This is a genomic window from Brevundimonas sp. AVps31, assembly GCF_058681355.1.
In genome coordinates, this window is record NZ_CM178736.1 from 3,274,192 (window position 1) to 3,297,084 (window position 22,893).

General features: G+C 69.2%; 23 protein-coding genes and 1 tRNA gene. 13 read left to right on the forward strand and 11 right to left on the reverse strand.

Features of this window, described 5'->3' with window-relative positions:
- Window positions 1-56 precede the first annotated feature (56 nt).
- The 4 genes from ACW174_RS16050 to bla form a co-directional block, all read right to left on the reverse strand.
- The gene (locus ACW174_RS16050) at window positions 57-1,265 is read right to left on the reverse strand and encodes an acyl-CoA dehydrogenase family protein (protein ID WP_492015360.1); all 1,209 of its coding nucleotides are present in this window, start codon (window positions 1,263-1,265) and stop codon (window positions 57-59) included.
- 79 nt (window positions 1,266-1,344) lie between these two features.
- Window positions 1,345-1,650: an SCP2 sterol-binding domain-containing protein gene (locus ACW174_RS16055; protein ID WP_492015361.1), complete on the reverse strand. Its 306-nt coding sequence runs from the start codon at window positions 1,648-1,650 to the stop codon at window positions 1,345-1,347.
- A 103-nt stretch (window positions 1,651-1,753) separates the two neighbouring features.
- Window positions 1,754-2,305: a hypothetical protein gene (locus ACW174_RS16060; protein ID WP_492015362.1), complete on the reverse strand. Its 552-nt coding sequence runs from the start codon at window positions 2,303-2,305 to the stop codon at window positions 1,754-1,756.
- Window positions 2,306-2,383: 78 nt separating this feature from the next.
- Entirely contained in the window at window positions 2,384-3,337 is a 954-nt protein-coding gene (gene bla / locus ACW174_RS16065) for a subclass B3 metallo-beta-lactamase (RefSeq protein WP_492015364.1), read from the reverse strand.
- 80 nt (window positions 3,338-3,417) lie between these two features.
- Between bla and ACW174_RS16070 the strand changes: the two genes are divergently transcribed.
- Window positions 3,418-4,317: a LysR family transcriptional regulator gene (locus ACW174_RS16070; RefSeq protein ID WP_492015365.1), complete on the forward strand. Its 900-nt coding sequence runs from the start codon at window positions 3,418-3,420 to the stop codon at window positions 4,315-4,317.
- A gap of 38 nt (window positions 4,318-4,355) precedes the next feature.
- Complete coding sequence (locus ACW174_RS16075; RefSeq protein WP_492015366.1) at window positions 4,356-4,547, forward strand: hypothetical protein; 192 nt, start codon at window positions 4,356-4,358, stop codon at window positions 4,545-4,547.
- 182 nt (window positions 4,548-4,729) lie between these two features.
- Here the strand turns inward: ACW174_RS16075 and ACW174_RS16080 are convergent.
- A tRNA-Ser gene (locus ACW174_RS16080) sits at window positions 4,730-4,821 on the reverse strand.
- A gap of 118 nt (window positions 4,822-4,939) precedes the next feature.
- Here ACW174_RS16080 and ACW174_RS16085 point away from each other — a divergent pair.
- From ACW174_RS16085 to ACW174_RS16100, 4 genes are read left to right on the forward strand one after another with little or no spacing between them, the layout of a single operon-like run.
- Complete coding sequence (locus tag ACW174_RS16085; protein WP_492015367.1) at window positions 4,940-6,505, forward strand: exopolysaccharide biosynthesis polyprenyl glycosylphosphotransferase; 1,566 nt, start codon at window positions 4,940-4,942, stop codon at window positions 6,503-6,505.
- A gap of 8 nt (window positions 6,506-6,513) precedes the next feature.
- Window positions 6,514-7,962, forward strand: a complete 1,449-nt coding sequence (locus ACW174_RS16090) for an oligosaccharide flippase family protein (RefSeq protein WP_492015368.1) — start codon at window positions 6,514-6,516, stop codon at window positions 7,960-7,962.
- The gene (locus tag ACW174_RS16095) at window positions 7,959-8,891 is read left to right on the forward strand and encodes a glycosyltransferase family 2 protein (protein WP_492015369.1); all 933 of its coding nucleotides are present in this window, start codon (window positions 7,959-7,961) and stop codon (window positions 8,889-8,891) included. The genes ACW174_RS16090 and ACW174_RS16095 overlap by 4 nt, the downstream gene beginning before the upstream one ends.
- Window positions 8,891-9,829: a glycosyltransferase family 2 protein gene (locus ACW174_RS16100; protein ID WP_492015370.1), complete on the forward strand. Its 939-nt coding sequence runs from the start codon at window positions 8,891-8,893 to the stop codon at window positions 9,827-9,829. Before ACW174_RS16095 ends, ACW174_RS16100 begins: the two co-directional genes overlap by 1 nt.
- Here ACW174_RS16100 and ACW174_RS16105 read toward each other — a convergent pair.
- Window positions 9,826-10,527, reverse strand: coding sequence for a P-loop NTPase family protein (locus tag ACW174_RS16105; protein ID WP_492015371.1), 702 nt, complete (start codon window positions 10,525-10,527; stop codon window positions 9,826-9,828). The two genes, ACW174_RS16100 and ACW174_RS16105, sit on opposite strands and share 4 nt — an antisense overlap.
- Before the next feature lie 7 nt (window positions 10,528-10,534).
- Window positions 10,535-11,980, reverse strand: coding sequence for a GumC family protein (locus ACW174_RS16110; RefSeq protein ID WP_492015372.1), 1,446 nt, complete (start codon window positions 11,978-11,980; stop codon window positions 10,535-10,537).
- 122 nt (window positions 11,981-12,102) lie between these two features.
- Here ACW174_RS16110 and ACW174_RS16115 point away from each other — a divergent pair, with 122 nt between their 5' ends.
- On the forward strand, window positions 12,103-12,870 hold the full coding sequence (locus ACW174_RS16115) for a polysaccharide biosynthesis/export family protein (protein ID WP_492015373.1): 768 nt from the start codon (window positions 12,103-12,105) through the stop codon (window positions 12,868-12,870).
- A gap of 71 nt (window positions 12,871-12,941) precedes the next feature.
- On the forward strand, window positions 12,942-13,343 hold the full coding sequence (locus ACW174_RS16120; protein WP_492015374.1) for a four helix bundle protein: 402 nt from the start codon (window positions 12,942-12,944) through the stop codon (window positions 13,341-13,343).
- Between the two features lie 63 nt (window positions 13,344-13,406).
- Here ACW174_RS16120 and ACW174_RS16125 read toward each other — a convergent pair whose 3' ends face one another.
- Together ACW174_RS16125 and ACW174_RS16130 are read right to left on the reverse strand one after the other, a co-directional pair.
- Entirely contained in the window at window positions 13,407-13,712 is a 306-nt protein-coding gene (locus ACW174_RS16125; RefSeq protein ID WP_492015375.1) for a sel1 repeat family protein, read from the reverse strand.
- Between the two features lie 213 nt (window positions 13,713-13,925).
- Window positions 13,926-14,648 carry a glutathione S-transferase family protein gene (locus tag ACW174_RS16130; protein WP_492015376.1) on the reverse strand — a complete coding sequence of 241 codons (723 nt, stop codon included), beginning with the start codon at window positions 14,646-14,648 and terminating at the stop codon, window positions 13,926-13,928.
- Between the two features lie 161 nt (window positions 14,649-14,809).
- Between ACW174_RS16130 and ACW174_RS16135 the strand changes: the two genes are divergently transcribed.
- The 4 genes from ACW174_RS16135 to ACW174_RS16150 all read left to right on the forward strand — a co-directional run bounded on the left by ACW174_RS16135 (window position 14,810) and on the right by ACW174_RS16150 (window position 20,605).
- Window positions 14,810-15,421 (forward strand): RcnB family protein, encoded by a 612-nt coding sequence (locus tag ACW174_RS16135; RefSeq protein WP_492015377.1) that lies wholly within the window; start codon window positions 14,810-14,812, stop codon window positions 15,419-15,421.
- Window positions 15,422-15,585: 164 nt separating this feature from the next.
- On the forward strand, window positions 15,586-16,638 hold the full coding sequence (locus ACW174_RS16140) for an RcnB family protein (protein WP_492015378.1): 1,053 nt from the start codon (window positions 15,586-15,588) through the stop codon (window positions 16,636-16,638).
- 233 nt (window positions 16,639-16,871) lie between these two features.
- Entirely contained in the window at window positions 16,872-19,097 is a 2,226-nt protein-coding gene (locus ACW174_RS16145; protein WP_492015379.1) for an RNA degradosome polyphosphate kinase, read from the forward strand.
- A complete protein-coding gene (locus tag ACW174_RS16150) occupies window positions 19,097-20,605 on the forward strand; it encodes a Ppx/GppA phosphatase family protein (RefSeq protein WP_492015380.1) in 1,509 nt (502 codons plus the stop codon). Before ACW174_RS16145 ends, ACW174_RS16150 begins: the two co-directional genes overlap by 1 nt.
- A gap of 1 nt (window position 20,606) precedes the next feature.
- Here the strand turns inward: ACW174_RS16150 and ACW174_RS16155 are convergent, their stop codons facing one another.
- Both ACW174_RS16155 and ACW174_RS16160 read right to left on the reverse strand, forming a co-directional pair.
- Window positions 20,607-21,149 (reverse strand): hypothetical protein, encoded by a 543-nt coding sequence (locus ACW174_RS16155; protein ID WP_492015381.1) that lies wholly within the window; start codon window positions 21,147-21,149, stop codon window positions 20,607-20,609.
- Window positions 21,150-21,152: 3 nt separating this feature from the next.
- Complete coding sequence (locus tag ACW174_RS16160; protein ID WP_492015382.1) at window positions 21,153-22,112, reverse strand: M28 family peptidase; 960 nt, start codon at window positions 22,110-22,112, stop codon at window positions 21,153-21,155.
- A 145-nt stretch (window positions 22,113-22,257) separates the two neighbouring features.
- Here ACW174_RS16160 and ACW174_RS16165 point away from each other — a divergent pair, with 145 nt between their 5' ends.
- Window positions 22,258-22,866 (forward strand): hypothetical protein, encoded by a 609-nt coding sequence (locus ACW174_RS16165; protein WP_492015383.1) that lies wholly within the window; start codon window positions 22,258-22,260, stop codon window positions 22,864-22,866.
- Window positions 22,867-22,893 lie beyond the last annotated feature (27 nt).

Sequence of the window (22,893 nt, forward strand, 5' to 3'; positions counted from 1 at the left end):
GCATATGGCCCCATGGGCCGCCGGGCGGAAGAGCGAATGATCACGCCGTGAGGCGATCAGCCGCCCCGTCCGCCATGCTTGGCGTATTCCAGGCGCGCGATCGTGCGGTTGTGAACCTCGTCCGGGCCGTCAGCCAGACGCAGGGTCCGAACGCCCGCATACAGCTCGGCCAGAGGGAAGTCGCCCGACACGCCCGCGCCGCCGAAGGCCTGGATGGCGTCGTCGATGATCTGAAGGGCCATGCGCGGCGCGGCGACCTTGATCTGCGCGATCTCGGACTTGGCGTTCTTGGCGCCGGCCTGATCGATCATCCATGCGGCCTTCAGCACGGACAGGCGGCACATCTCGATGTTGATGCGCGCTTCGGCGACCCGTTGCTCCCAGACCGAATGCTCGGCGATCTTCTTCTTGAAGGCCGTGCGGCTCAGCAGGCGTTCGACCATCAGGTCCAGCGCGCGCTCCGCGGCGCCGATGGTGCGCATGCAGTGGTGGATGCGGCCCGGCCCGAGACGGCCTTGGGCGATCTCGAAGCCGCGGCCCTCGCCGGCGATCAGGTTCTCGACCGGGACCCGGACGTTCTCCAGCACCACTTCGGCGTGGCCGATCGGGCGCTCGTCGTAGCCGAACACCGACAGCATCCGCTCGACCCGGAAGCCCGGCGTATTGGTCGGCACAAGAACCTGCGACTGCTGCTGGTGCGTGGCCGCGCCGGTATCCGTCTTGCCCATCACGATGGCGATGGCGACGTTCGGGTGGGCCATGTTGGTCGACCACCATTTGCGGCCGTTGATGACGTAGTGGTCGCCGTCCCGCTCGATGCGGGTTTCGATATTGGTCGCATCGGACGAGGCCACCGCCGGCTCGGTCATCAGGAAGGCCGAGCGGATCTCGCCGGCCATCAGCGGCTTCAGCCACTGCGCCTGCTGCTCCGGGCTGCCGTACATGTGCAGCACTTCCATGTTGCCGGTGTCCGGGGCGTTGCAGTTGAACACCTCGGCCGTCCACAGGTGGCGGCCCATGATCTCGGCCAGCGGGGCGTATTCGAGGTTGGTCAGGCCCGAGCCGTGATCGCCCGGCAGGAACATGTTCCACAGCCCGGCGGCCTTGGCGGCGGCCTTCATCTCTTCCATGGCCTTCGGCTGAACCGTGGGGTCCGCCTTGACCTCGGCCCAGTATTCCGCCGAGCGCGGCAGCACCGTCTCATCCATGAAGCGCTGCACGCGCTCCTGCCAGTGCAGCCCCTTGTCGCTGTGACGGAAATCCATGGTCGTCCTCCTCGATACGAAAACGGCGCGGCCCTCTTCCGGAGCCGCGCCGCCAAAAATCAGTTCTGCGTCGTCAAGATCAGCGCTTCAGCAGCGGAGCCAGCTTCTGGGCGATCATCATGTCGCCGGCGATCTTCAGCTTGCCCTGCATGAAGGCCATCATCGGATCCAGCTTGCCTGCCGACAGGGCCATGAAGTCGTCCCAGGTGATCGAGACGGTGGCGTCGGCGGGCTTGTCTTCGTTGGTCACGGTGTTCGGCGACGAGGCGCCGTCGATGAAGATCTTGCCGACGTCGCCCAGATCGATCTTCACGGTCTTGCCCAGACCGGAGTTGTCGCCCACGGCGCCGCGGATGTGTTCAGTGACTTGAGCCAGATCGGCCATGGCGTCTCTCCCTAAGGAACGGTTGAGCCTCCGACCTAGACCTCGCAAGCGCGGCTGCCAAGATCACGCCGGGTCAAGTTCGCGCCATCGCCCCCGGAAGTCGTCAATAGAAGGCGCTATCCCGGTCCAGTGCGGGGGTCGCTCCGGGCTGACCGGCCATGCCGCGGGACGCCAGTTCGGCCTGTATCCGATCCATCCGCTCCTGCCGGGCGCGACGCTCGGCCGCATAGTCCGGCCCCGGCGCGTCGAAGCCGTAGGAACCGGCCTTGCCTTCCATCGACGTGGGGGTCGGTGGCGACGGCGGCGCGCTGGTCCAGACCCTGATCGACGGCCTTGGCTCGGACGGTTCGGGCTCGATCCAGGCGGTTTGATGCCCGGGGTCGTAGCGATCCGCCTCAGACACCGGCGGGGCGATGGCGACATGGGTGTAACCGTCCACCAGCTCGCCGACCTCCATCGTCCCGCCCGGCTCCACCTCGGTCTCGACAGGGGCGACGACTTCGACCTGCATCAGGCCGCCGTCGCGCGCGCCGATACCGCCGCCGGGGTTCAGCACGACAAAGGCCAGTCCCCCGACCGCGATCGCCGCCAGCGGGGCAACCACCATCCACGGACGAAAGACCGCCCGCTGGGGCGTGACGGGATCAAAGGTCATGGCAGGACTCCACAGGCTCCAGCGAGGTAAGGCGCGACGCTCGGATTGGTTCGCGCGGCGCGCCCTCAAACACCCCGATCAATCGGCGCCGTTGCGCTCGCGCTCCAGTCGCCGGTCCAGCAGGGCCTCGTGCTTGTCGGCATAGGCGCGACAGGCGGTCGGGTCGATGAAGGGGTTCGGCTCCACGCCCTGCCGAAGGCGGGCCAATCGCACATCACCGCCCGATTGCTCCATGTGTGCGCTCAGCAGGATGTCGCAGGGCATGGCCCTCAGGCTGACGAAGGTCCGGCGGAAGCCGTCCAGCAACGCCCGGTTGGCCGGGTCCGAATAGCGATAGCTGCCCGACGTGATCGGGTTCAGGCTGGAGCCGAAGACGACAGTCCTGCAGTCCGCCGCCTCGCAGGAGCGCCAGCTCCAGCTCATGCTGCCGGGCGTGTGACCGGGGGTGGCGCGGGCGGTGATCTCCACATCGCCGAGCCGCAGGACTTGGCCGTCCTGCAAGGCTCGCACCCGCTCCACCGGCGGAAAGGCGGCGAGCGAGGAGGCTTGCGGATCATCCGCCCCGCTGCGGCCGCGGCGCAGGACCGCCGCCGCCGCCGGACTGGCGATCACCGTCGCGCCCGAGTCCCGCGCCAGGGCGGCCAGACCGCCGGCGTGATCATAGTGGGGCTCGGTGCTCAGGATGTATTTCACGTCCTCGATCCGGAAGCCGAGCCGTCGGATATTGTCCTCGATGGCCGCGACCGCCTGGGGCAGGGCGCCGTCGATCAGGACCAGCCCGTCTGACGTCGAGATCAGAGCCACGTCCAGGCCCGAGAAGCCCACAAGCCAGGTATTGCCGTGCAGCTTGATCGGGGCTTCAACCCCCAGCCAGCGACGCGCATACTCCGGTGCGATGGGCTGCAGCAGCGGGTCATTCTCCGGTGCGGGTCGGGATTGCGCCGCCTGAGGCGGCCGCGGCTCTTCTGCGCGGGCGCAGCCTGTGGCGAAGGCCAGAAGGCACACGGTCACAAGGCTCGAAACTCGTTTCATCACACTCTCCTGCACGGTTGACCCCGACGAGAATGCGGAGCCGACGCCGTCCGCACAAAGCATGATATCTGGACAGAAGCATGAGCTGGCCTCATGGCTGCAGGATGGATCGCGCCCAGCTTCCCCTCAATGCCCTGCGCGCCTTCGAGGCCGCCGCCCGGCACCTGAACTTCACCCGCGCCGCCATCGAGCTCTGCGTCAGCCAGGGCGCGGTCAGCCATCAGGTCGCCCAGCTCGAGCGTCGTCTGGGCGTCACCCTGTTCCGCCGCCTCCCGCGCGGACTGGCCCTGACCGATGAAGGACAGGCGCTGGTGCCGGTGCTGGCGGACGCGTTTGACCGGGTGGGCGCGACGCTGGACCGCTATGCGGGCGGCCGACTGCAGGAAGTGCTGACCGTCGGCGTCGTCAGCGCCTTCGCCGGGGGCTGGTTGCTGCCCCGCATGGACGCCTTTTCCCGCGCCCATCCGCACATCGACCTGCGGCTCATGACCAACAACAACCGTGTCGATCTGGCGGGCGAGGGTCTGGACTTCGCCATTCGCTACGGCGACGGCGCCTGGCACGGCGCCCATGCGGAGCCGATCATGGCCGCCCCCCTGACGCCGCTCTGCGCCCCCTCGCTCGCCGCCCGTCTCACCGGGCCCGCGTCCCTGGCGGGCGAGACCTTGCTGCGGTCCTATCGCGCCGACGAATGGCCCCGCTGGTTCGAGGCGGCGAAAGCGCCCTGCCCGCCCCTGCGCGGCCCGGTGTTCGACAGTTCCGTGCTGATGACCGCAGCGGCCGCATCCGGGCTCGGGGTCGCCCTGGCGCCCGCCGCGATGTTTTCCCGCGACCTCGCCGCGGAACGTCTGGTCCGGCCGTTCGACATCGAGGTCGGCCTCGGCGGCTACTGGCTCACACGACTGCACTCCCGCCCGGACAGCCCGGCCATGGACGCCTTTCGTCAGTGGCTCATGCGGGAAGTCCCGAAACCGGGCTGAAGGTGGAACCGCAGGGACACGCGGCGGCTTTCGCCACCATGACTGACGCCCCCTCCGATCCGGCCCGCCAGGGTCCACTCAATCCGCATGCCGAACCAGGCACGGTGATCATCGAGAACCCGCCCGCCGCGGCGCTCCACATGACGGCCGATGAAGCCGACATTTCCGGCATTCGCCTGCTCGACGCCGCCGACCACGCGCGTCGACGCCGCGAACGTCCCGACGACTGAAGCTCCGAACAGGCCGCACGCCATCCCGCCCTACCCCTGCGTCCGGCTCGACACACGTCGGATCCGGGACGAAGACCTCGGCGCCGGCCTGACCAAGCGTCTCCGTTTCGGGCCGCCGACCGCGCGCGACCGTCCCGCCCGGGCGAGCGGGTGAGGATCGGGGCGGATTTCAGGGAAGGTTCTGGCGGAGACGGAGGGATTCGAACCCTCGGTACCCCTTACAGGGTACGACGATTTAGCAAACCGTTGCCTTCAGCCACTCGGCCACGTCTCCGGCAGGCGGCGTGCTTAGCCGAGCATTTCGGGCGGCGCAACGGGTGATCTCGTCCGAGCGTTAACTGGACGGTCAGTCCGGTTGTGCAGGATGCGCCCGAACACTTCTTCCGGGCCTGATGACCGACGCCGCCAGCCGCCTTTCCAGCCAGACCGCCCCGTCGTCGCGCGCAACGGCGGCTCGGACGTCTGCGGCGCGCCCGGATGTGACCGCCCCCGTCGATGAAGGCGGCGCGGTCAGGCGTGGCCCCTTTCGGCCGGAAGTCTGGCTGAACGCGCGCCAGCGTCACGCCTCACGCCTCGCCGCCCACTACTTCCGGGCCTTCGACGTGCTGGCCGTGATCGGCCTGACCCTGCTGTGCGCCCGCGCCGCCTCGCCCGGCGCGCTGATTCACACCGAGATATCCCGCATCCTGCCCTTCGTCCTCGGCGCCGTGACGGTGCTGGGCCTGTTGCGCTCCCTGGGCCGCTACCGCTTCTCGCGCAGTCAGCAGACCGGACTCCACCTGCTGTCGGTGGCCGGGGTTTGCGGCATCGGCGCCGGTGTCGTCGTGACCGCCGGAGCCCTTCTGCGCCCGGGCGCAGAGGCGGAATGGTCCGGCTGGCTTGCCTGGTCTGTCCTGACCGCCGTCAGCCTGACGGGCCTGCATGCCTTGTTCAGCCTGGCGGTCGCCCGCTGGCGGGCGACGGGTGCCCTGACGCCCAACATCGTGCTGGTGGGCGCCACCCGTCATGCCGAGGCGCTGATCCGGGAAGCATTGAAGCGCCGCGACCTGAACGTTCTTGGCATCTTCGACGACCGTCTGGCCCGCAGCCCGCGCGCCATCGAAGGCGTGCCCGTGCTGGGCGCCGCCGACGACCTGCTGACCCACAAGATGACGCCCTATGTCGACCGCGTGGTGCTGGCGATCGACCCGCGCGCCGAACAGCGGGTGCGCGAACTGACCGCCCGCCTCGGCGCCCTGCCCAACGAGGTGACCCTGCTGGTCGAGCCCAACGGCGCGCGCGAGATGACCTCGGCGCTGGACCGGTTGGCCGCCGCCCCGCTGGCCGACATCCAGGGTGCGATCGATCCCGACCGTCGCGCCTTCAACAAGCGGATGCAGGACCTGATCTTCGGCCTGATCGCCCTGATCGGCCTCGCCCCCGTCATGGCCGTGATCGCCGTCGCCATCCGTCTGGACAGTCCCGGCCCGATCTTCTTCCGCCAGCGCCGCCACGGCTTCAATCAGGAAGAGATCGTGGTGTGGAAATTCCGCTCGATGCGTCAGGAGACGGCCGACGCCACCGCCAGCCGCCAGGTCGTCCACGGCGATGACCGCGTCACCCGCATCGGCAGGTTTATCCGCAAGACCAGCCTCGACGAACTGCCGCAACTCGTGAATGTCATCAGGGGCGAGATGTCTCTCGTCGGCCCCCGCCCGCACGCCATCGGCATGAAGACCGGCCACGTTGAAAGCGCTCGTCTGGTCGCCGAATACGCCCATCGCCACCGGATCAAGCCCGGCATGACCGGCTGGGCGGCCGTCAACGGCTCGCGCGGCCCTCTGCACACCGCGCAGGACGTGCGTCGCCGGGTCCAGCTGGACATCGACTATGTCGAGCGCCAGAGCCTGTGGATGGATCTGTGGATCATGGCCGTCACCGTGCCCGTCCTGCTGGGCGACCGCGCGGCGATCCGGTGAGCCGCTAGATGTTCTGGAAGGGCGTCTGGGGCTATCTCCCCGCCAATATCGTGCAGGGCGTGGTCGGGTTTCTGGCCATCATCATCTTCACCCGCCTGCTCAGCCCCGAGGATTTCGGCCGCTACGCCCTGGCCTTCTCGGTCATGACCCTGGCCCATGTCGCGGTGTTCAGCTGGCTTGAGGCCTCGATGGCCCGCTTCTGGGCGGCCGAGAGCGGCGTTTCGCTGAAAGGCCATTTCGCCAGCCTGTACCGCACCGCCTTCGCGCTCAGCCTCGGCTTCCTGATCGTGGCCGGGATCGCCGTCTGGCTCTGGCCGACCGACTCCCTGTTCCGTATCGCCCTCGCCGTCGGCTTCGCGGGCGCGCCCGCCCGGTGCCTGTTCAAGCTGGGGCAGGAGCGGTTCCGCGCCGCCGGAGAGGTGGGCAAGGCGGCGGGGCTGGACATGGCCGTCGCCATCGGCGGCCTGGCCATCGGCGTCGGCTTCGCCCTGGCCGGCGCCGGCGGCGCCGCGCCCCTGCTCGGCCTCGGTCTCGCGCCCCTGGCCGCCCTGCCCTTCGTCCTGCCCGGCGAGCTGAGACAGGCGCGCGAGGGCCGGTTCGAGGCCGCGCGGATGAAGAGCTATGCGCTCTACGGCTACCCCATCGCCATGTCGCTGGCCCTGACGGTGGTGCTGTCGTCCACCGACCGCTTCCTGCTGGCGGCCTTCATGGATGAAGCCGCCGTCGGCGCCTATCACGCGGGCTATTCGATCGCGAACCGCACTCTTGATGTCCTGTTCCTGTGGCTGGGCTCGGCGGGCCAGCCCGCGCTGGTCATGGCGCTGGAACGTGGCGGCGCGGAGCGGCTCAAGGTCGCCGCGCGTGAGCAACTGTCCACCTTCCTGCTGATCGGCCTGCCCGCCGCCGCCGGCGTGGCCTTGGTCGCGGCGCCCTTGTCCGAGGTGTTGATCGGCGAAAACCTGCGCGACGCCGCCGCCTCCATCACGCCGTGGATCGCCCTGTCGGCCCTGCTGTACGGCCTCACCGCCTACTATTTCGGCCAAGCCTTCACCCTGGGCCGCAAGACGAAGAACCTGCTGGCCGCCATGGCCATTCCGGCCGGCGCCAACGTCATCCTGAACCTGATCCTGGTGCCCCGCTTCGGCGTGATGGGCGCCGCCTGGGCGACCGCCGCCAGCTTCGCTCTGGGCCTGCTGGCCACGATGGCGCTGGGCCGCCGCGTGCTGCCTCTGCCGGTGCCGTGGGAGGCGCTGGTGCGCTGCGGCGTCGCCACCGCCGTCATGGCGGTCGCCGTCTCCCTGGTGCCCCCTCTGGGCGGGATCGTGGAGTTGATCCTCGCCGCCGGGGTGGGCGTCATCGTCTACGCCGCCGTCGCCCTGACCATCAATGCCGCCGGGGTCCGGGACGTCGCCCGACGCCTGATCGCGCGCCGCCGCGCCGGAAAGGCCGCCGCATGAAGGCGAAACTGACCGACAACCCCGCCTGGAAGGGCGCGCGGCCCGCCCTCTCGGTGCTCGTCCCCTTCCTGCGGGACGACCCCTCCGACCTGCTTCAGCGGCTGGACGAGGAAGCCGCCTCGGTGGACGGGGCGGTCGAGATCATCGTGCTGGACGACGGCACCGCCGACGCCGGCCTGACCGCCCGGCTGTCGGCGCAGGTCGGCGCCATGGCCCTGCCGGTCCGCCTCATCACCCTGCCCGCCAACGAGGGCCGGGCCATCGGCCGAAACCGTCTGGCCTCCGCCGCGCGCGGCGGCAGCCTGCTGTTTCTCGACAGCGACATGCGCCCCGACCATCGCCGCTTCCTGCGCGACTGGGCCGAACTGGTGGCCAAGGAAGACCCCGCCGTGGCCTTCGGCGGCTTCTCCCTGCTGCAGGCCCCGACCGACGCGAAATATCAGGTTCACCGCGCCATGGCCGCGAAGTCCGAATGCGTGCCGTATACGGAGCGGGCGAAACAGCCCGAGAAATACGTCTACACCTCCAACCTGCTGGTCCGCCGCGACGTGTTCGAGGCCGAGGCGTTCGACAGCGGCTTCACCGGCTGGGGTTGGGAGGACGTGGAGTGGGCCATGCGCGTGTCGCGCCGCTTCCGGGTCGTCCACCTCGACAACGCGGCCACCCATATGGGCCTGGACACCGTTGACGCCCTGGCCCGCAAATATGAGCAGTCGGCCCCGAACTTCGCCCGCATGGCCGAACGCCATCCGGAGATCGTCGCCGCCTATCCCAGCTACAAGGCGGCCAGATTGCTGAAGCGACTGCCGGCCCTGCCGGCCCTGCGCGGCCTGATGCGTCGGGTCGCCGGGACCGAGGCCCTGCCGGTCGCCGCCCGCGCCTTCTCCCTGCGCCTGTACCGCGCCGCCCTGTATGCGGACGCCGTCTGATGGGCGACGTCGCGATCATCGTCCCGACCCTGCGTCGCCCTGACAGCCTGACGCGCGCGCTGCGCTCGCTGTTCGCCCAGACGGGCGTCTCCGACCGGGTCTCCGCCATCGTGGTGGTGGACAACGATCCGACCGGCTCCGCCGCCTCAACGGTTGACGCCCTGCGCGCCGGCTGCCCCTGGCCCCTGGTCTATGTGGCCGAGCCCACGCCCGGCGTGGCGCGCGCCCGCAACGCCGGACTGGCCGCCACCGACGCGCCTCTGATCGCCTTCCTCGATGACGACGAGGCCGCCGCGCCGGGCTGGCTCTCCGCCCTGCTCGCCGCGCGGGTCCAGACGGGCGCCGACGCCGTCTTCGGCCCCATCAGCGGCCGCGCGCCCGAGGCGGAAGCCTGGCTGAAGCCGTATCTGGAGCGGTTCTTCGGCCGCGAGGGTCCGGCGAAGACCGGGCTGGTCGACGATCCGTGGGGTTGCGGCAACTCCCTCCTGGTCCGGGCGACCGCCCTGCCCGGTGTGACGCCTTTCAGCGCCTCGGCGGACCACACCGGCGGCGAGGACGACATGCTGTTCGCGGCCCTACGGTCGCGCGGCGGCCGCTTCGGCTGGGCCGCCGACGCCCGGGTCGAGGAGTTCGCGCCCGCCCATCGCGCCACCCTCGCCTACGCCCTCACCCGCGCCTTTGCCTATGGCCAGGGGCCCAGCCAGACCGCCGCCGCCGCGCGCAACTGGCCCGCCGTTCTCCGCTGGATGGTCATCGGCGCGGGACAGACCGTCGTCTGGGGCGCGGTCGCCGCGATCCTGACCCTGACCGGCAGCCCGAAGCGCGCGGACATGTACGACCGCACCGCACGCGGGATCGGCAAGCTGTTCTGGATGAAGGGGTTCGAACCCCGCTTCTACGGCGCCGCCGAAATCGAGCGGCTGAAGCGCGCCGCCTAACCCGTCAAACGGCGCAGGAAGGCCGGCGGGTTGTAGGTTGAGCGATTGACCACCACCCCGGCGATCTTGCCGCCGACGGCCTCGATCTCGTCGCGCAGGATCAGCGGATCGCCTGCCGCCGTGCTGCCCGCCGACACCACCAGCACCGTCGCATCGACGAAGGGCGCCAGGGTGATCGCCGCGTCGCTGCGGTCCCCGGCGGGCGAGTCGATCACCACCGTGTCGGCATGGCGGCGCAGGACGTCCCAGTAGCGGGCGTCGCCCAGAACCTCGGCCCTCTGTCCCGAACGCAGATGCTCGCCCGCGAACCGGGTGCCCCACAGTCGTCCGCCGAGGAACGGCCGCGCCGTGACCAGCCGCGCCGGATGCACGGGCCTGCCCTCGCGATCCGTGAGGCGCGGCGTGACAGCGAAGAAGATGGAGCCGTCGGGCGTCGCCATCGCCGCCTTGCCGGGGCGACCGAAACGGTCGGGCTCGGCGGCCATGGCCTCAACCTGCCCCTGCTGGGCCAGATCGGCGTCGACCAGCCAGACCGGGCGGCGAGCGCGAACGGCGGCCAGACGGGCGTACTCCCGCGCGACCGTGGACACGCCCTCGCCGGAATTGGCGGCGGCGATCTGGATCACGCGTCCCCGATGGCCCGGCGCCGGTCCCAGCGCCGCCCACAGGGCCGCCATTTCGGAGGTCAGATCCACCATTGAACGGCTACCGCCCCTTCACTGGCGCGACCGCCAGAACCGGCATGTCCAGCGTCCGGCCCGTCGAGGCGGGCGTGACGAAACCGCGCCGGGTGAAGACCCGCAGCAGGCCGATGCACAGGGCAGTGAAGCCGGCGAACAGGAAGACCACCGCCAGCAGCGGCGCCTTCAGGCTCTTGCCCTTGGTGGGCGCCTCGGCCCGGGCGATGACGGTGACATTGTCGGCGCCGGCGGCCACCAGGGCGCTGTCGGCGCGGGCCTCGGTCTCGCGCTGCTGGAACTCCCGCACCTTGGCGGTCAGGACCTCGCGGTTGCCCGCCAACGTGGAGTTGGTCGATTCCAGCTGGGTCAGGTGGGACTGCCGCGCGCGCAAGGTGTTCAGTTGCCCTTCCAGCACCGACAGGCGCGCCGCCAGGGCGTCGCGGTCGGCGGCGGCGTTGATGCGGGTGGTTTCGATCTCGGTGAAGATGGTGCTGGGACCGGTGCGGACCTCGCGGGCCCCCACCGTCGTCCCGGTGGCCACATAGGCCTGAAGCTGGGCGATGCGCTGGTCGATGTCGCGCACCGGCTGGGCGTCTTCGGTGTAGCGGGCAAGCAGGTTCTCCCGCTCTGTGCGCAGCGTCAGGATCTGGTCCTGCGCCGAGACATTCAGGTCCTGCTGCAGCACCACCTCGGCGGGCTGCCGCGCCAGTTGGGCCTCCAGCGTCCGCAGGCGTTGCGAGGCCTGGTTCAGTTGCGCCCGCACCGACAGCGTCTCGGCGAAAGTCGTCTGGTAGGTCGCCGCCAGCGTGGCCTTGGCCGTGGCGAAGTCGCCGATGTCGTTCGAGCGCAGGAAGGCCTCATAGGCGGTGTCGGCGTCGCCCAGTTCTGTCTCGAAGGCCTCGCGCTGGGCGGTGAAGGCCGGGCTGGCGCGGTCGCGGAACACGTTGCGACGCTGGATCAGATACTGTTCGACCACCGCGTTCAGCACCCGCGCGGCGCGCTCCGGGTCGCCGGCCTCATAGGAGACCGAGATGATGGCGCTGGCCGGGGTCGTGCCGACGCCCAGTCCGCCGTCCAGCGCCTTCAGCGCCGCCAGCTCGCGTTCCGTCGCCGTCCCCCTGGCCTTGGGTCCCAGGATCACATCCGCGCCCAGCGCCTCCACCGTACGGCGCTTGACCTCCAGGCTGCCCAGAATCTGCGCTTCCGCCTGCGCCACGGCCGAGGCCTCCAGCGGCTGCGCCGTCCGATCCGTCACGCCCACGCGCGGCTGGTACACATACTCCTGCCCGGCCCCGGCGTAGACGCTGGACGTGGCGGTGTAGCTCTTCTTCAGGGTCAGCACCGCCAGCGTGCCGAGTGCGAACACGGCCAGGAAGATCACGATCATCAACAGCAGTTCGCGGAACAGCAGGCCGACAATGTCAGCGAAGCCGTAGCGCGGCCGGACTGTCGTGTAGGCCGTCGTACGCATGCGAACGGGGTGATTCCATCAAACGGGACTGTAGGGCCCAGCCTTCGCCCACCCGCGTTAACCATGGGTTACCCATAAGCCCTCACCTTGGCCTCAACGCCGCTTTCGGGAGCGATTCCGCCATGTCCATCGACCGTCGCCTGCTTCTGCTGGGCCTTATCGGCAGCGCGGGCGCCCTGTCGGCCTGTGGCGGCGCAGGCGTCGGCGAATCGTCGCGAATGCCCCTCCCCGCCCGCTCCGGCGCCGCCGGCGGTCGGGTCGAGGCCGCGGGGCGCACGTCCTTCCGGGAGATCGGCTTCGCCGACTGGTCGGACGATGAACCGGAATACGTCCTCTATCCGGGGGACGAGATCGAGATCGCCACCCCGACCGCGACCGAACTGACCCGCACCCAGCGCATCGGCCCGGACGGACGCGTCTCCCTGCCGCTGGTGGGCCAGCTGATGGCCGCGGACCGCACCATCGCGGAGCTCGAGGCTGACGCCTCCACCGCCTACGCCAGCCAGCTGCGGCGTCCGATGGTCGAGGTGACGTTGAAGACGGCAGGCCCGATCCGCGTCTGGGTCGGCGGCGAGGTCCGCACGCCGGGCATGATCGAGATGAATGGTGATCTGGACGCCTATCAGGCCATCATCCAGGCCGGAGACTTCCTGCCGACCGCCCGACAGGGCGAGGTGGCGCTGATCCGTCGGGGTCGGGGCGGCGTCCGCATGATGCGCGCCGCCGACCTCCGCCCCCGTCGCGGCGAGGTCATCGCCCTGCGCCGTGGCGACATCCTCTACGTCCCGCGCTCAACCCTGGGTGAGGTCGCCAACTTCGTCACCCAGTTCCGCAACGCCCTCCCGGTCGGGTTCACCTACGCGCTCGGCGGGCAATACCAGAGCTTCTAGGGCTCGACATCTGAGGAGCAAATGCTCCTAGAAGTTGTGCGCCGAAGTGATTAGTGGTTAGTGACTAGTGGATGGTAGCCGCCGCCTTCGAGCTCATGACCCAACGCATCGCCAGCTATCGAGACTTGGAAGTTTGGCGGCAGTCCATGAACTGGACCGAGGCGATTTACGAAGCGACTGCGCACTGGCCTCGGGATGAGCGCTTTGGCCTGATCAGTCAGGTTCGACGCGCTGCTGTTTCGGTAGCTTCAAACATCGCGGAAGGCGCAGCACGACGAAGCACGGGAGAGTTTATCCAGTTCATCGGCATGGCGCGCGGCTCTCTGGCCGAGGCGGAAACACAGGTTCTTTTGGCCGAGCGACTTTCTTACGTGCCCGCGGAGGATGCCCGAATGTTGCTGCTGGCCTCTTCAGATATAAGCCGCATGCTGGTGGCGCTCTCCGCGTCATTGAGCAGACGCGCCGGCAACTGACCACGCATCCACTAATCACTACCCACTAACCACTGGTGATCCCGGTGGTCAGGCGTAGCATACTCAGGCGGCCAGCCTCACCACGCCCGCATCGATGTACCGTCGCGCCGCCTTCTGGGCTTCGCTGATCTCTTCCCGCTCCATCTCCTGGCTCATCTCGCGGCGATAGACCCGCGCTTCGATCGAGCCCTTCATGGCGGCGAGGTTGAAGATCATGTGGGCCGAGACGCGGTCCACGGGGCAGCCGTTCTGGCCCGTGGAATACATCATGCCCAGACGGAACAGGTCATCCCCGTTCATGTCCGCGGTCGGCATCGGCAGAGCCGCAGCCTCGACCATCATTTCCGGCGCCCGTTCTTGCGCGTTCATAACCGTGTCTCCTGGGCCCGACGCCGTTCTGGCCTCGCCCTCTGACCCGAGTGAAATACCCGCGGTTTGAACACAGAGTTAACAGCGCCGGCTTCGGCGGCCTTTTCAGGCAAATCCGCCGAACTTTCTGCCGCCCGTAAAGACCTCTGAAATCTCTCGATAATCTCTGATTCAGAGGCCCTAACGAGACGTGACTCGCATCCTTACGAAGGGTTAGCGGCCGCGCTGTCCGAACAGCACCTTGCGTGCATCCTCGGCCGCCTTGCCCGACGCCGCCAGATTCCTGCGCAGTTCGTCGCCCAGCGCCCGCCCCTTCTGCACCGCGGGCCGTTCGCCCACCCGCGCCAGCCAGGCCTTCAGGTTCGGAAACTCGTCGATGTTCTGCCCCTGCAGTTCCGGCAGGATCCAGGGCCAGGCCGCCATGTCGGCGATGGAATAGTCCCCCGCGAGATAGGCGCGGTCGGCCAGCCGCCGGTCCATCACGCCATAGAGCCGGTGCGTCTCGTCTGTGTAGCGCCGCACGCCGTAGGCGATCTGGCGCTGATCCCGGATGATCGCGGGCGCGTACTGGCGGAAATGATGGGTCTGACCCGCCATTGGCCCCAGTCCGCCGACCTGCCAGAACAGCCACTGGTCGACCTCGGCCTTGCCGCGCAGGTCATGCGGATAGAATTTGCCCGACTTGGCGCCGAGATACTGCAGGATCGCACCGGACTCGAAGATCGACAGCGGCAGACCATCAGGACCGTCCGGGTCTACGATGGCCGGCATCCGTCCATTGGGGCTGATCCTCTGGAAGGCCGGCTCGAACTGTTCGCCCGTGCCGATATTCACCGGCTTCAGTTCGTAGGGCAGCCCCATCTCCTCCAGCGCGATGGAGACCTTCCATCCGTTCGGCGTGGGCCAGTACCAGAGTTCGATCGGGCGGACGGTCATGGCGGCTCCTGCAACGGTTGCGGTTGAGGTGGGCGCCCACCCTCGCACGCGCAACGGCGAACCTGACACGAATGTTCAGCGGCAGTTCATGCGCCGGGTCCGAACGTCGCGTCATGTTTAACGGACCAGCCCCCCGCTGAGGTCCGGCATGGAGAATGAGGATGAACCGTTTCACCAAGGCCGCCGTGATCGGCCTGGCGCTGGCGACGACGGCCGCGCCCCTGGCCGCCCAGGCCCAGAACCGTGGCGATCGCCAGGAGCGCCGCGACGACCGGCGCGACTATCGTCAGGACCGACGCGACGACCGTCAGGACTTCCGCCGGGAACGTCGCGACGACCGCCGCGACTGGCGCCAGGGCGATTATGACAGCCGTCAGGACTATCGCCGCGACCGCCAGGACGACCGTCGCGACTATCGGGCCGAGCGCCGCGATGATCGACGCGACTACCGTCAGGATCGCCGCTGGGATCGCAGCAACCGCGACTGGTGGCGCGGCCGCGACGACTTCCGCGACTATCGCGGCGCCCGCAGCGGCTACTGGTATGCGCCGAGCTATGGCTACTACCGGGTGGATCCGCGCTACAACGGCTATCGCTGGCAGCGCGGCGGCTACCTGCCGTCGGCCTATCGCGGCTACTATGTCCGCGACCCGTACGTCTACAACCTGCGTCCGGCCCCGCGCGGCTACCGCTATGTTCACGCCGGCAACGACATCGTCCTGATCGCCGTCGCCAGCGGCCTGATCGCCAGCGTGCTGTACGACATCTTCTAGGCCTCGCGCCCGGTTGAAGACCGACGCCCCGTGGATCCGTCCACGGGGCGTTTTTCATGACGGAAGCTTAATGTGACGACGTCGTTCGTTCAGTCGCCGTTCACGCTGGAAGCGCAACCGTGGGATCAAGCCGCCTGACAGGGGCGTGCGGAGAAACAACGAGAATGAAACGCTCACTTATGGTCGCCGTGGCCATCACGGCCCTGATGGCGCCGCTGGTCGCCCCGGTTGTCGCCGCGGCCCAGGACGGCCCCGGTCGTCGCGGCGCCGCCCGGCAGAACGGCGATGACGAACGCCGCGCTCCCGATGCGGAGTCGCGGCCCGAGTCCCGCCCGGAACGTCCCGCGCCTGAATCCCGCCCGCAACGTCCTGATCGTCCCGAGCCGCGCCCGGAACGCCCTGAGCCGCGACCCGAGCCGCGTCCTGACCGTCCGCAACAACCCGACCGGCCGCAACAGCCGCGCCCGGATCGTCCGGATCGTCCGGACCGCCCGGATCGTCCCGACAGGCCCCAGCAGCCGCGTCCGGACCGCCCGGATCGCCCCGATCGTCCGGACCGTCCGCAACAGCCGCGGCCCGATCGCCCCGACCGTCCTGGACAGCCGGGACGGCCTGACCGCCCCGACGGCCCCAATCGTCCGGACCGTCCGGGACAACCCGGCAGACCTGACCGTCCTGATCGTCCCGGCCAACCGGGTCGTCCGGATCGGCCTGACGGCCCCAACCGGCCTGACCGTCCCGGCCAGCCCAACCGTCCCGACCGCCCCAATGGCGGCTGGAACGGCGACCGGGATCGGGATCGCGGCCGTCCGAACGGCGGCTGGAACCAGAACCGGGATCGCGACCGCACCCACGAGGACTTCCGTCGTCGCTTTAACGGCGATCAATGGCGCCGGGACTGGAACCGCAACCACGGCCGGAACTGGTGGCAGAGCGACCGTCGCTGGCGGGACTATCGCGGCGTCCGCATCGGCTTCTATTTCGCGCCCGGCCACGGCTACTACAGCGTGCCGCGCTCGTACTGGAACCAGCGCTGGTATGTCGGCGACTACCTGCCGTCGATCTTCTGGCGCTTCCAGCTGAACGACTGGCGCACCTATGGCCTGGGCTATCCGCCCGAGGGCACGCGCTGGGTGCTGGTCGACAACCAGATCTACCTGATCGACGAGTATGACGGGTACATCATCGACGTGATCTACGACGCCTGGCGCTGGTAGGCTCCGGAACTCTTGGCGCCGACCGCTCTCGAGCGGTCGGCGCCGGCGCGTGGCAAGTGGCTAGTGGCCAAGGTCGCTCTTCCATCCCTGGCGGAAGGGCGGCTCCGACCGCGCCGGCGCAGACTGCCGGCCAGCCACTCGCCACTCGCCACTAACCACTCGCCGCTCCGCTCTCCACCGAGTGTCATCTCAGCAAGGTTGCAGCGAACCCCGCACCGCGTCAGAACCGGTCCATGACCGATACGGCGATCAGCGACACCACGACCGGCGAGGAGGTGCCCTCCTCCCGCGCGCCGCAGCTTCAGTTGTCCGAAGAGCTGCTGGCCTCGCCGACCCGCTTCTTCAACCGCGAGACCTCGTGGCTGGCCTTCAACGGCCGGGTGCTGGAAGAGGCCGCCAATCCGGGCCATCCGCTGCTGGAGCGGCTGCGCTTCCTGTCGATCTCCGCCAACAACCTCGATGAGTTCTTCATGACCCGCGTGGCGGGCCTGAAGGGTCAGGTGCGGGAACGGGTCCGCGTCGTCTCGCCGGACGGCCTGACCCCCGCCGAGGCGCTGGAGCAGGTCAATGTCGCCGCCGGCAGCCTGATGACCGAACAGCAGCGCCGCTGGCGCAAGCTGCGCCGCGAACTGGCGGTCGCCGGCATCGACGTCGTCGACGCGGCGAAGATCACCAAGACCGAGCGCGACCGGCTGGAGCCGGAGTTCCTCAACCAGCTTTTCGCCGTGCTGACGCCGATGGCGATCGACCCGGCCCACCCCTTCCCCTTCCTGCCCAACCTCGGCTTCTCCCTGGCGCTGAAGCTGAAGCGCCGTTCGGACCGCCGCACCCTCTATGCGCTGGTGCCGGTGCCGACGCAGGTGAAGCGGTTCTGGCCTCTGGCCACCGACGGGCGCTCCACCCCGGGCCGCAAGCGCTATGTGACGCTGGAGAGCCTGCTGATGCTCTTCATCGACCACCTCTTCCCCGGCTGCGAGGTGCTGGAGCGCGGCGTCTTCCGCCTGATCCGCGACAGCGACATCGAGATCGAGGAAGAAGCCGAAGACCTGGTCATGGAGTTCGAGGAAGCGCTGAAACAGCGCCGCCTCGGCTCCGTCGTGCGCATCAAGATCGAGGCGTCGATGCCCGAGGATCTGCGCATCTTCATCACCGACCAGCTGGACGCCGCCCCGCAGGACATCGTGCTGGTGGACGGCATGCTGGGTCTGGCCCAGCTCTCCGAGCTGATCCCGACCGGCCATCCGGACCTGAAGTTCAAGGGCTATGAACCCCGCTACCCCGAACGGGTCCGCGACAACGGCGGCGACATCTTCGCGGCCGTGCGCGAGAAGGACATGCTGATCCACCACCCGTTCGAGAGCTTCGACGTGGTGGTGCAGTTCCTGCGTCAGGCCGCCCGCGATCCGAACGTGCTGGCGATCAAGCAGACCCTGTACCGGACCTCCAAGGACAGCCCCATCGTCGCCGCCCTGATCGAGGCGGCCGAGAACGGCAAGAACGTCACCGCCCTGGTCGAGATCAAGGCGCGCTTCGACGAGGAGGCCAATCTGAAATGGGCCCGCGCCATGGAGCGCGCCGGCGTCCACGTCGTCTTCGGCTTCGTCGAGTGGAAGACCCACGCCAAGCTCAGCGTCGTCGTCCGCCGCGAAGGCGACGGCCTGAAGACCTACTGCCACTTCGGCACCGGCAACTATCACCCGGTGACGGCCAAGGTTTACACCGACCTCAGCCTGTTCAGCTGCGATCCGATCCTCGCCCGCGACGCCTCGCGGGTGTTCAACTACATCACCGGCTATGCCCCGCCCGACGAGCTGGAAGCGCTGGTCGTCTCGCCGCTCAACATGAAGAAGACGCTGATCGACCTGATCTCCAAGGAGATGTCGGCCGCCGCCATGGGCAAGCCCGCGGCCATCTGGGCCAAGATGAACGCCCTGGTCGATCCCGAGATCATCGACGCCCTGTACCGCGCCAGCCAGTGGGGCGTGCGCATCGAACTGGTCATCCGCGGCGTCTGCTGCCTGCGTCCGGGCGTCGAGGGCCTGAGCGAGAACATCCGCGTCAAGTCGATCGTCGGCCGCTTCCTCGAGCACAGCCGCATCGTGGCCTTCGCCAACGGCCGCGACCTGCCCAATGACAAGGCGAAGCTGTTCATCTCCTCCGCCGACTGGATGCCGCGCAACCTGGATCGCCGGGTCGAGCTGATGACGCCGGTCCTGAACGCCACCGTTCATGATCAGGTGCTGGACCAGATCATGGTCGCCAATCTGAAAGATGACGCCCAGAGCTGGGTGTTGACCTCCGAAGGGGCCTATACCCGCGTCGCCCCCCTCGATCCGGAGCGGCCCTTCTCGGCCCACAAATACTTCATGACCAACCCCAGCCTGTCGGGTCGCGGTCGCAAGGTGAAAACCCTGCCCGGCCACCTCAGCTATGTCCGCCCCGAGCGGAAGAAGCGTTGATGCCCGAAATCCTGCCTCAGGCGGCCGACGCACCCCGTGACGTCGCCGCCATCGATATCGGCTCCAACTCGGTCCGTCTGGTCCTCTATCGGCTGGAAGGCCGCGCCATCTGGACCGTCTTCAACGAGAAGGTGCTGGCCGGCCTCGGCCGCGACCTGTCCGAGACCGGCAAGCTGTCGGTCGAGGGCGCCGCCCAGGCCCTGACCGCCCTGAAGCGCTTCGCCGCCGTCATCGACGGCGTGAAGCCCGCGCATGTCTTCGTCGCCGCCACCGCCGCCGTGCGCGAGGCGACCGACGGTCAGGCCTTCTGCGACACCGTCGCCGCCGAGACCGGTCTCAAGATCCGCGTCCTGTCCGGCGAGGAAGAGGCCCGCTACGCGGCCCTCGGCGTCCTGGCCGGCATTCCTGACGCGGATGGCGTGGCCGCCGACCTCGGCGGCTCCAGCCTTGAGCTCGTCCGGCTGGGCGGCGGCAAGCTGGAGCGCGGGATCACCCTGCCGCTCGGCCCCTTCGCCCTGACCGATCCCAAGGGGACCGACCCCGACTGGCGCCGCGCCACCATCGCCCGCCGGCTGAAGCCCGCCGCCGACTTCGGCGCCGACACCCTCTATGCCGTGGGCGGCGCCTGGCGGACGCTGGCGCAGGTGCACATGGACGTCAGCGGCTATCCGCTGCACATCGTGCACCAGTACCGCCTGAGCGCGGCCGAGGCGCGCGAGACCGCCCGCCTGATAGCCCGCCAGTCGAAGGCCTCGCTGGAGAAATGGCCCGGCCTGTCGAAGAAGCGAGCCGAAACCCTGCCCCACGCCGCCATGGTGCTGGAGGCCCTGATCGACAAACTGGGCCTGAAGTCCATCGTGGTCTCGGCCTGGGGCGTGCGCGAGGGCCTGCTCTATGAGGCGCTGGACGCCGACACCGCCGCCGATGATCCCCTGCTGGCGGGCTCCTCGGCCCTGGGCGCGCGTCAGGGCATTTCCCCCACCCTGCCCGCCGCCTTGCGCGGGTGGATCGCGCCGGTGCTGGCGGGACTGAAGCCGTCCTTCAACGAGGCGCGCGATGCTGTGCTGGCCGACGCCGCCTGTCGTCTGGCGGATCTCGGCGCCCGCCTCCACCCGAACCACCGGGTTGAGCTGGCCTTCGATCAGGTGCTGCGCGCGCCGGTGCCGGCCCAGACCCATGCCGAGCGGGCCTGGCTGGCCTGCGCCGTCAACGCCCGCTACGGCGGCCCGCTGGCGACGCCGGAGCCGGACACGGTCACGCACCTGCTCACCGAGGAACAACGGCAGGGCGCCCGCGCGGTCGGTCTGGCGATCCGGCTGGCCTGCGACCTGTCCGGCCGCTCGCCCCAGCTGCTGGTCAACGCCCGCGCCACGGTGAAGGACGGAGTCCTGCTGCTGGCCGCCGCCGAAGGCTATGCCGATGTCCTGCTGGGCGAACAGACCCGCCGCCGGGGCAAGGCCCTGGCCGAGGCCATGGGACTGAAGCTGCAGATCGACGGGCGGGACTAGATCAGTCGCCCATCCACCAGCGCAGGCGCACCGCCTGCGCCGGGGCGTCGCCGACCTTGAGCGACCCGGTCACCACCGTACCCTCGTCGCCCAGATTGCGCCGCGCGGTCGCCAGCGCCCCCTGATCGACGCGCCCCGAGAACATCACGACGCCCAACTCCGGCGAACGCCCCTCGAAAGTGATCTCGGCGTCATTGACGGAATAGCGGGTCGGCAGGACCCGGGCGGTGACGCTGCGCGCCTCGCCGATCTCGGTCTGGACCGTCGGGCTGGTGGTGTCTTCGAACTGCAGCATGACCGGAGCGAACGTCGCGCTGCGTTGACCCGTCTGCCAGCTGGCGAACTCCGCCGCCTGCCCGACGAAGACATGGTCGAACGCCCACTTGCCGACCCGGGCTTCGTCTATCGGCAGATAGTAGCCGGACAGGTCGCCCGAGGCGGTGCTGACAAAGGCCGGCCCCGCCGGCGCCGCCGGTTCACGTCCGCCGTCACAGGCGGACAGCGTCAGGCCCGTCAGGGCGAGAGCGATCAGGAGGGGACGCATCGCTTACCGGTCCAGCGCGCGGTCGAGCGCCCGGAACGACGCCAGCGACAGGCTGGTGGCGCTGGTGAATACCGACGGCGTGATCCGCTCGAAATCATCCGACGGGCGGTGATAGTCGGGGTGGTAGTTCACGCCCAGGTACAGGAACGGCACCTGCGCCCGGAAGAAGGCCCCGTGGTCGGAAGCCTCGACCCAATTGTCCTCGCCCGTGTCCTGCGGCGTGTCCTTGCCGAAGGCCAGGGCGACCGCGCCGTCCGCCGGAATGGCTTCCAGGATCGGGCGGAAAGACGGATTCTGGTAGGTGCCGGTGACCCACAGCTTGCCGTCGGTTTCGGCGCGCGCGGTCATGTCGAAATTCAGGTTCATGGTGATGGAGGCCAGCGGCACCGGCGGCGCCTCCACGAAATGCTTGGCGCCCAGCAGGCCCCGCTCCTCGCCGTCCAGCGCCACGATGATGACGCTGTGCTCGGGGGCCTGTCGCTTCAGGTCCGCCGCCAGCGCCAGCATGGTCGCCACGCCCGAGGCGTTGTCGTCCGCGCCGTTGAACACCTGACCGTCATTGGTGCCGACGTGATCGTAGTGGGCGGTGACGACGATGTATCTGTCCGGCGCCCGCGTGCCGCGGATCACGCCGATGATGTTGACGCCGTTATAGGTCTTGGGGCCCGCGCGGGTCCGACCGGTGGCTTCCCACGGCTGCAGGCGGCCCATGGCGGGCGCCGCGACGCCCAGCGCCTCCAGACGACCGACGATATAGTTGCGCGCCATCTCTCCACCCGCCGAACCGGTGTCGCGGCCCGCCATCTCCTCCGAGGCCAGGATGCGTACATCCTCCAGCAGTTGCGCCTGGAAGGCCGGGGCCGCCGCGACGACCGGAGCCGAGGGCTCGCCGGGGGTGGCGCAGGCGGCGAGCAGCAGGCTCGCGGCGACGGAGGTCAGGGCCAGACGGCGGATCGGAAGCATGGAATCTCCTCTTTCATCGACACGCTTAGCAGGCCTGTGTGGTCACGTCAGATTACAGCCTCGTCATGTAGGCTTGAACCGCGGACGTCGCCGGATAACAGTCCGGGCAAGAGCGGCCCGCGCAAGGGCTGTCGGGAGGATTTCCATGATCACACGCACCCTCGCGGCCCTCGCCGCCGGCTTCACCCTGACCGCCGCCCCGGCGCTCGCCCAGGACGCCCCCGCTCCGGCGCCCGCCCCCGCGCAGCAGGGCGGCTCGATGTTGGACAAGGCCGTCAACATCGTCCACGTCAGCGGCTGGAACGTCTACGGCGCGGGCCAGACGCACGAGATCGTCACCTCCGCGGTTCAGGGCGGCCGCGCCCTGCGGGTCGATGTCACCGCCGCGGGCGGCAACACCTGGGATATCGGCGCGGGCTCCGTCTCGACCAGGCCGGTCCAGTCGGGCGACGTGCTTCTGCTGGCCGTCTGGATGCGCACCGAGCGCGCGCCCGCGGGCTCCGAAACCGGGACAGCCGTCATCCGCCTTCAGGGCAATGCCGAACCCTACCCTGACATCGTCAGCGCTCCGGTCCGCCCGACCGGCGAATGGAAACTCTATTTCGCCAACGCCGTCGCCGATCGCGACTGGGCGGCGGGCGCCATGGGTGCCACGGTTCAGCTGGCGGGCGCCAGCCAGACGCTTGAGCTGGGCCCTGTCTTCATCTTCGACATGGGCCGCGACTACGATCGCTCGACCCTGCCGACGAACTAGGCGGCGGAACTTGCCGTTGCGGGCGGC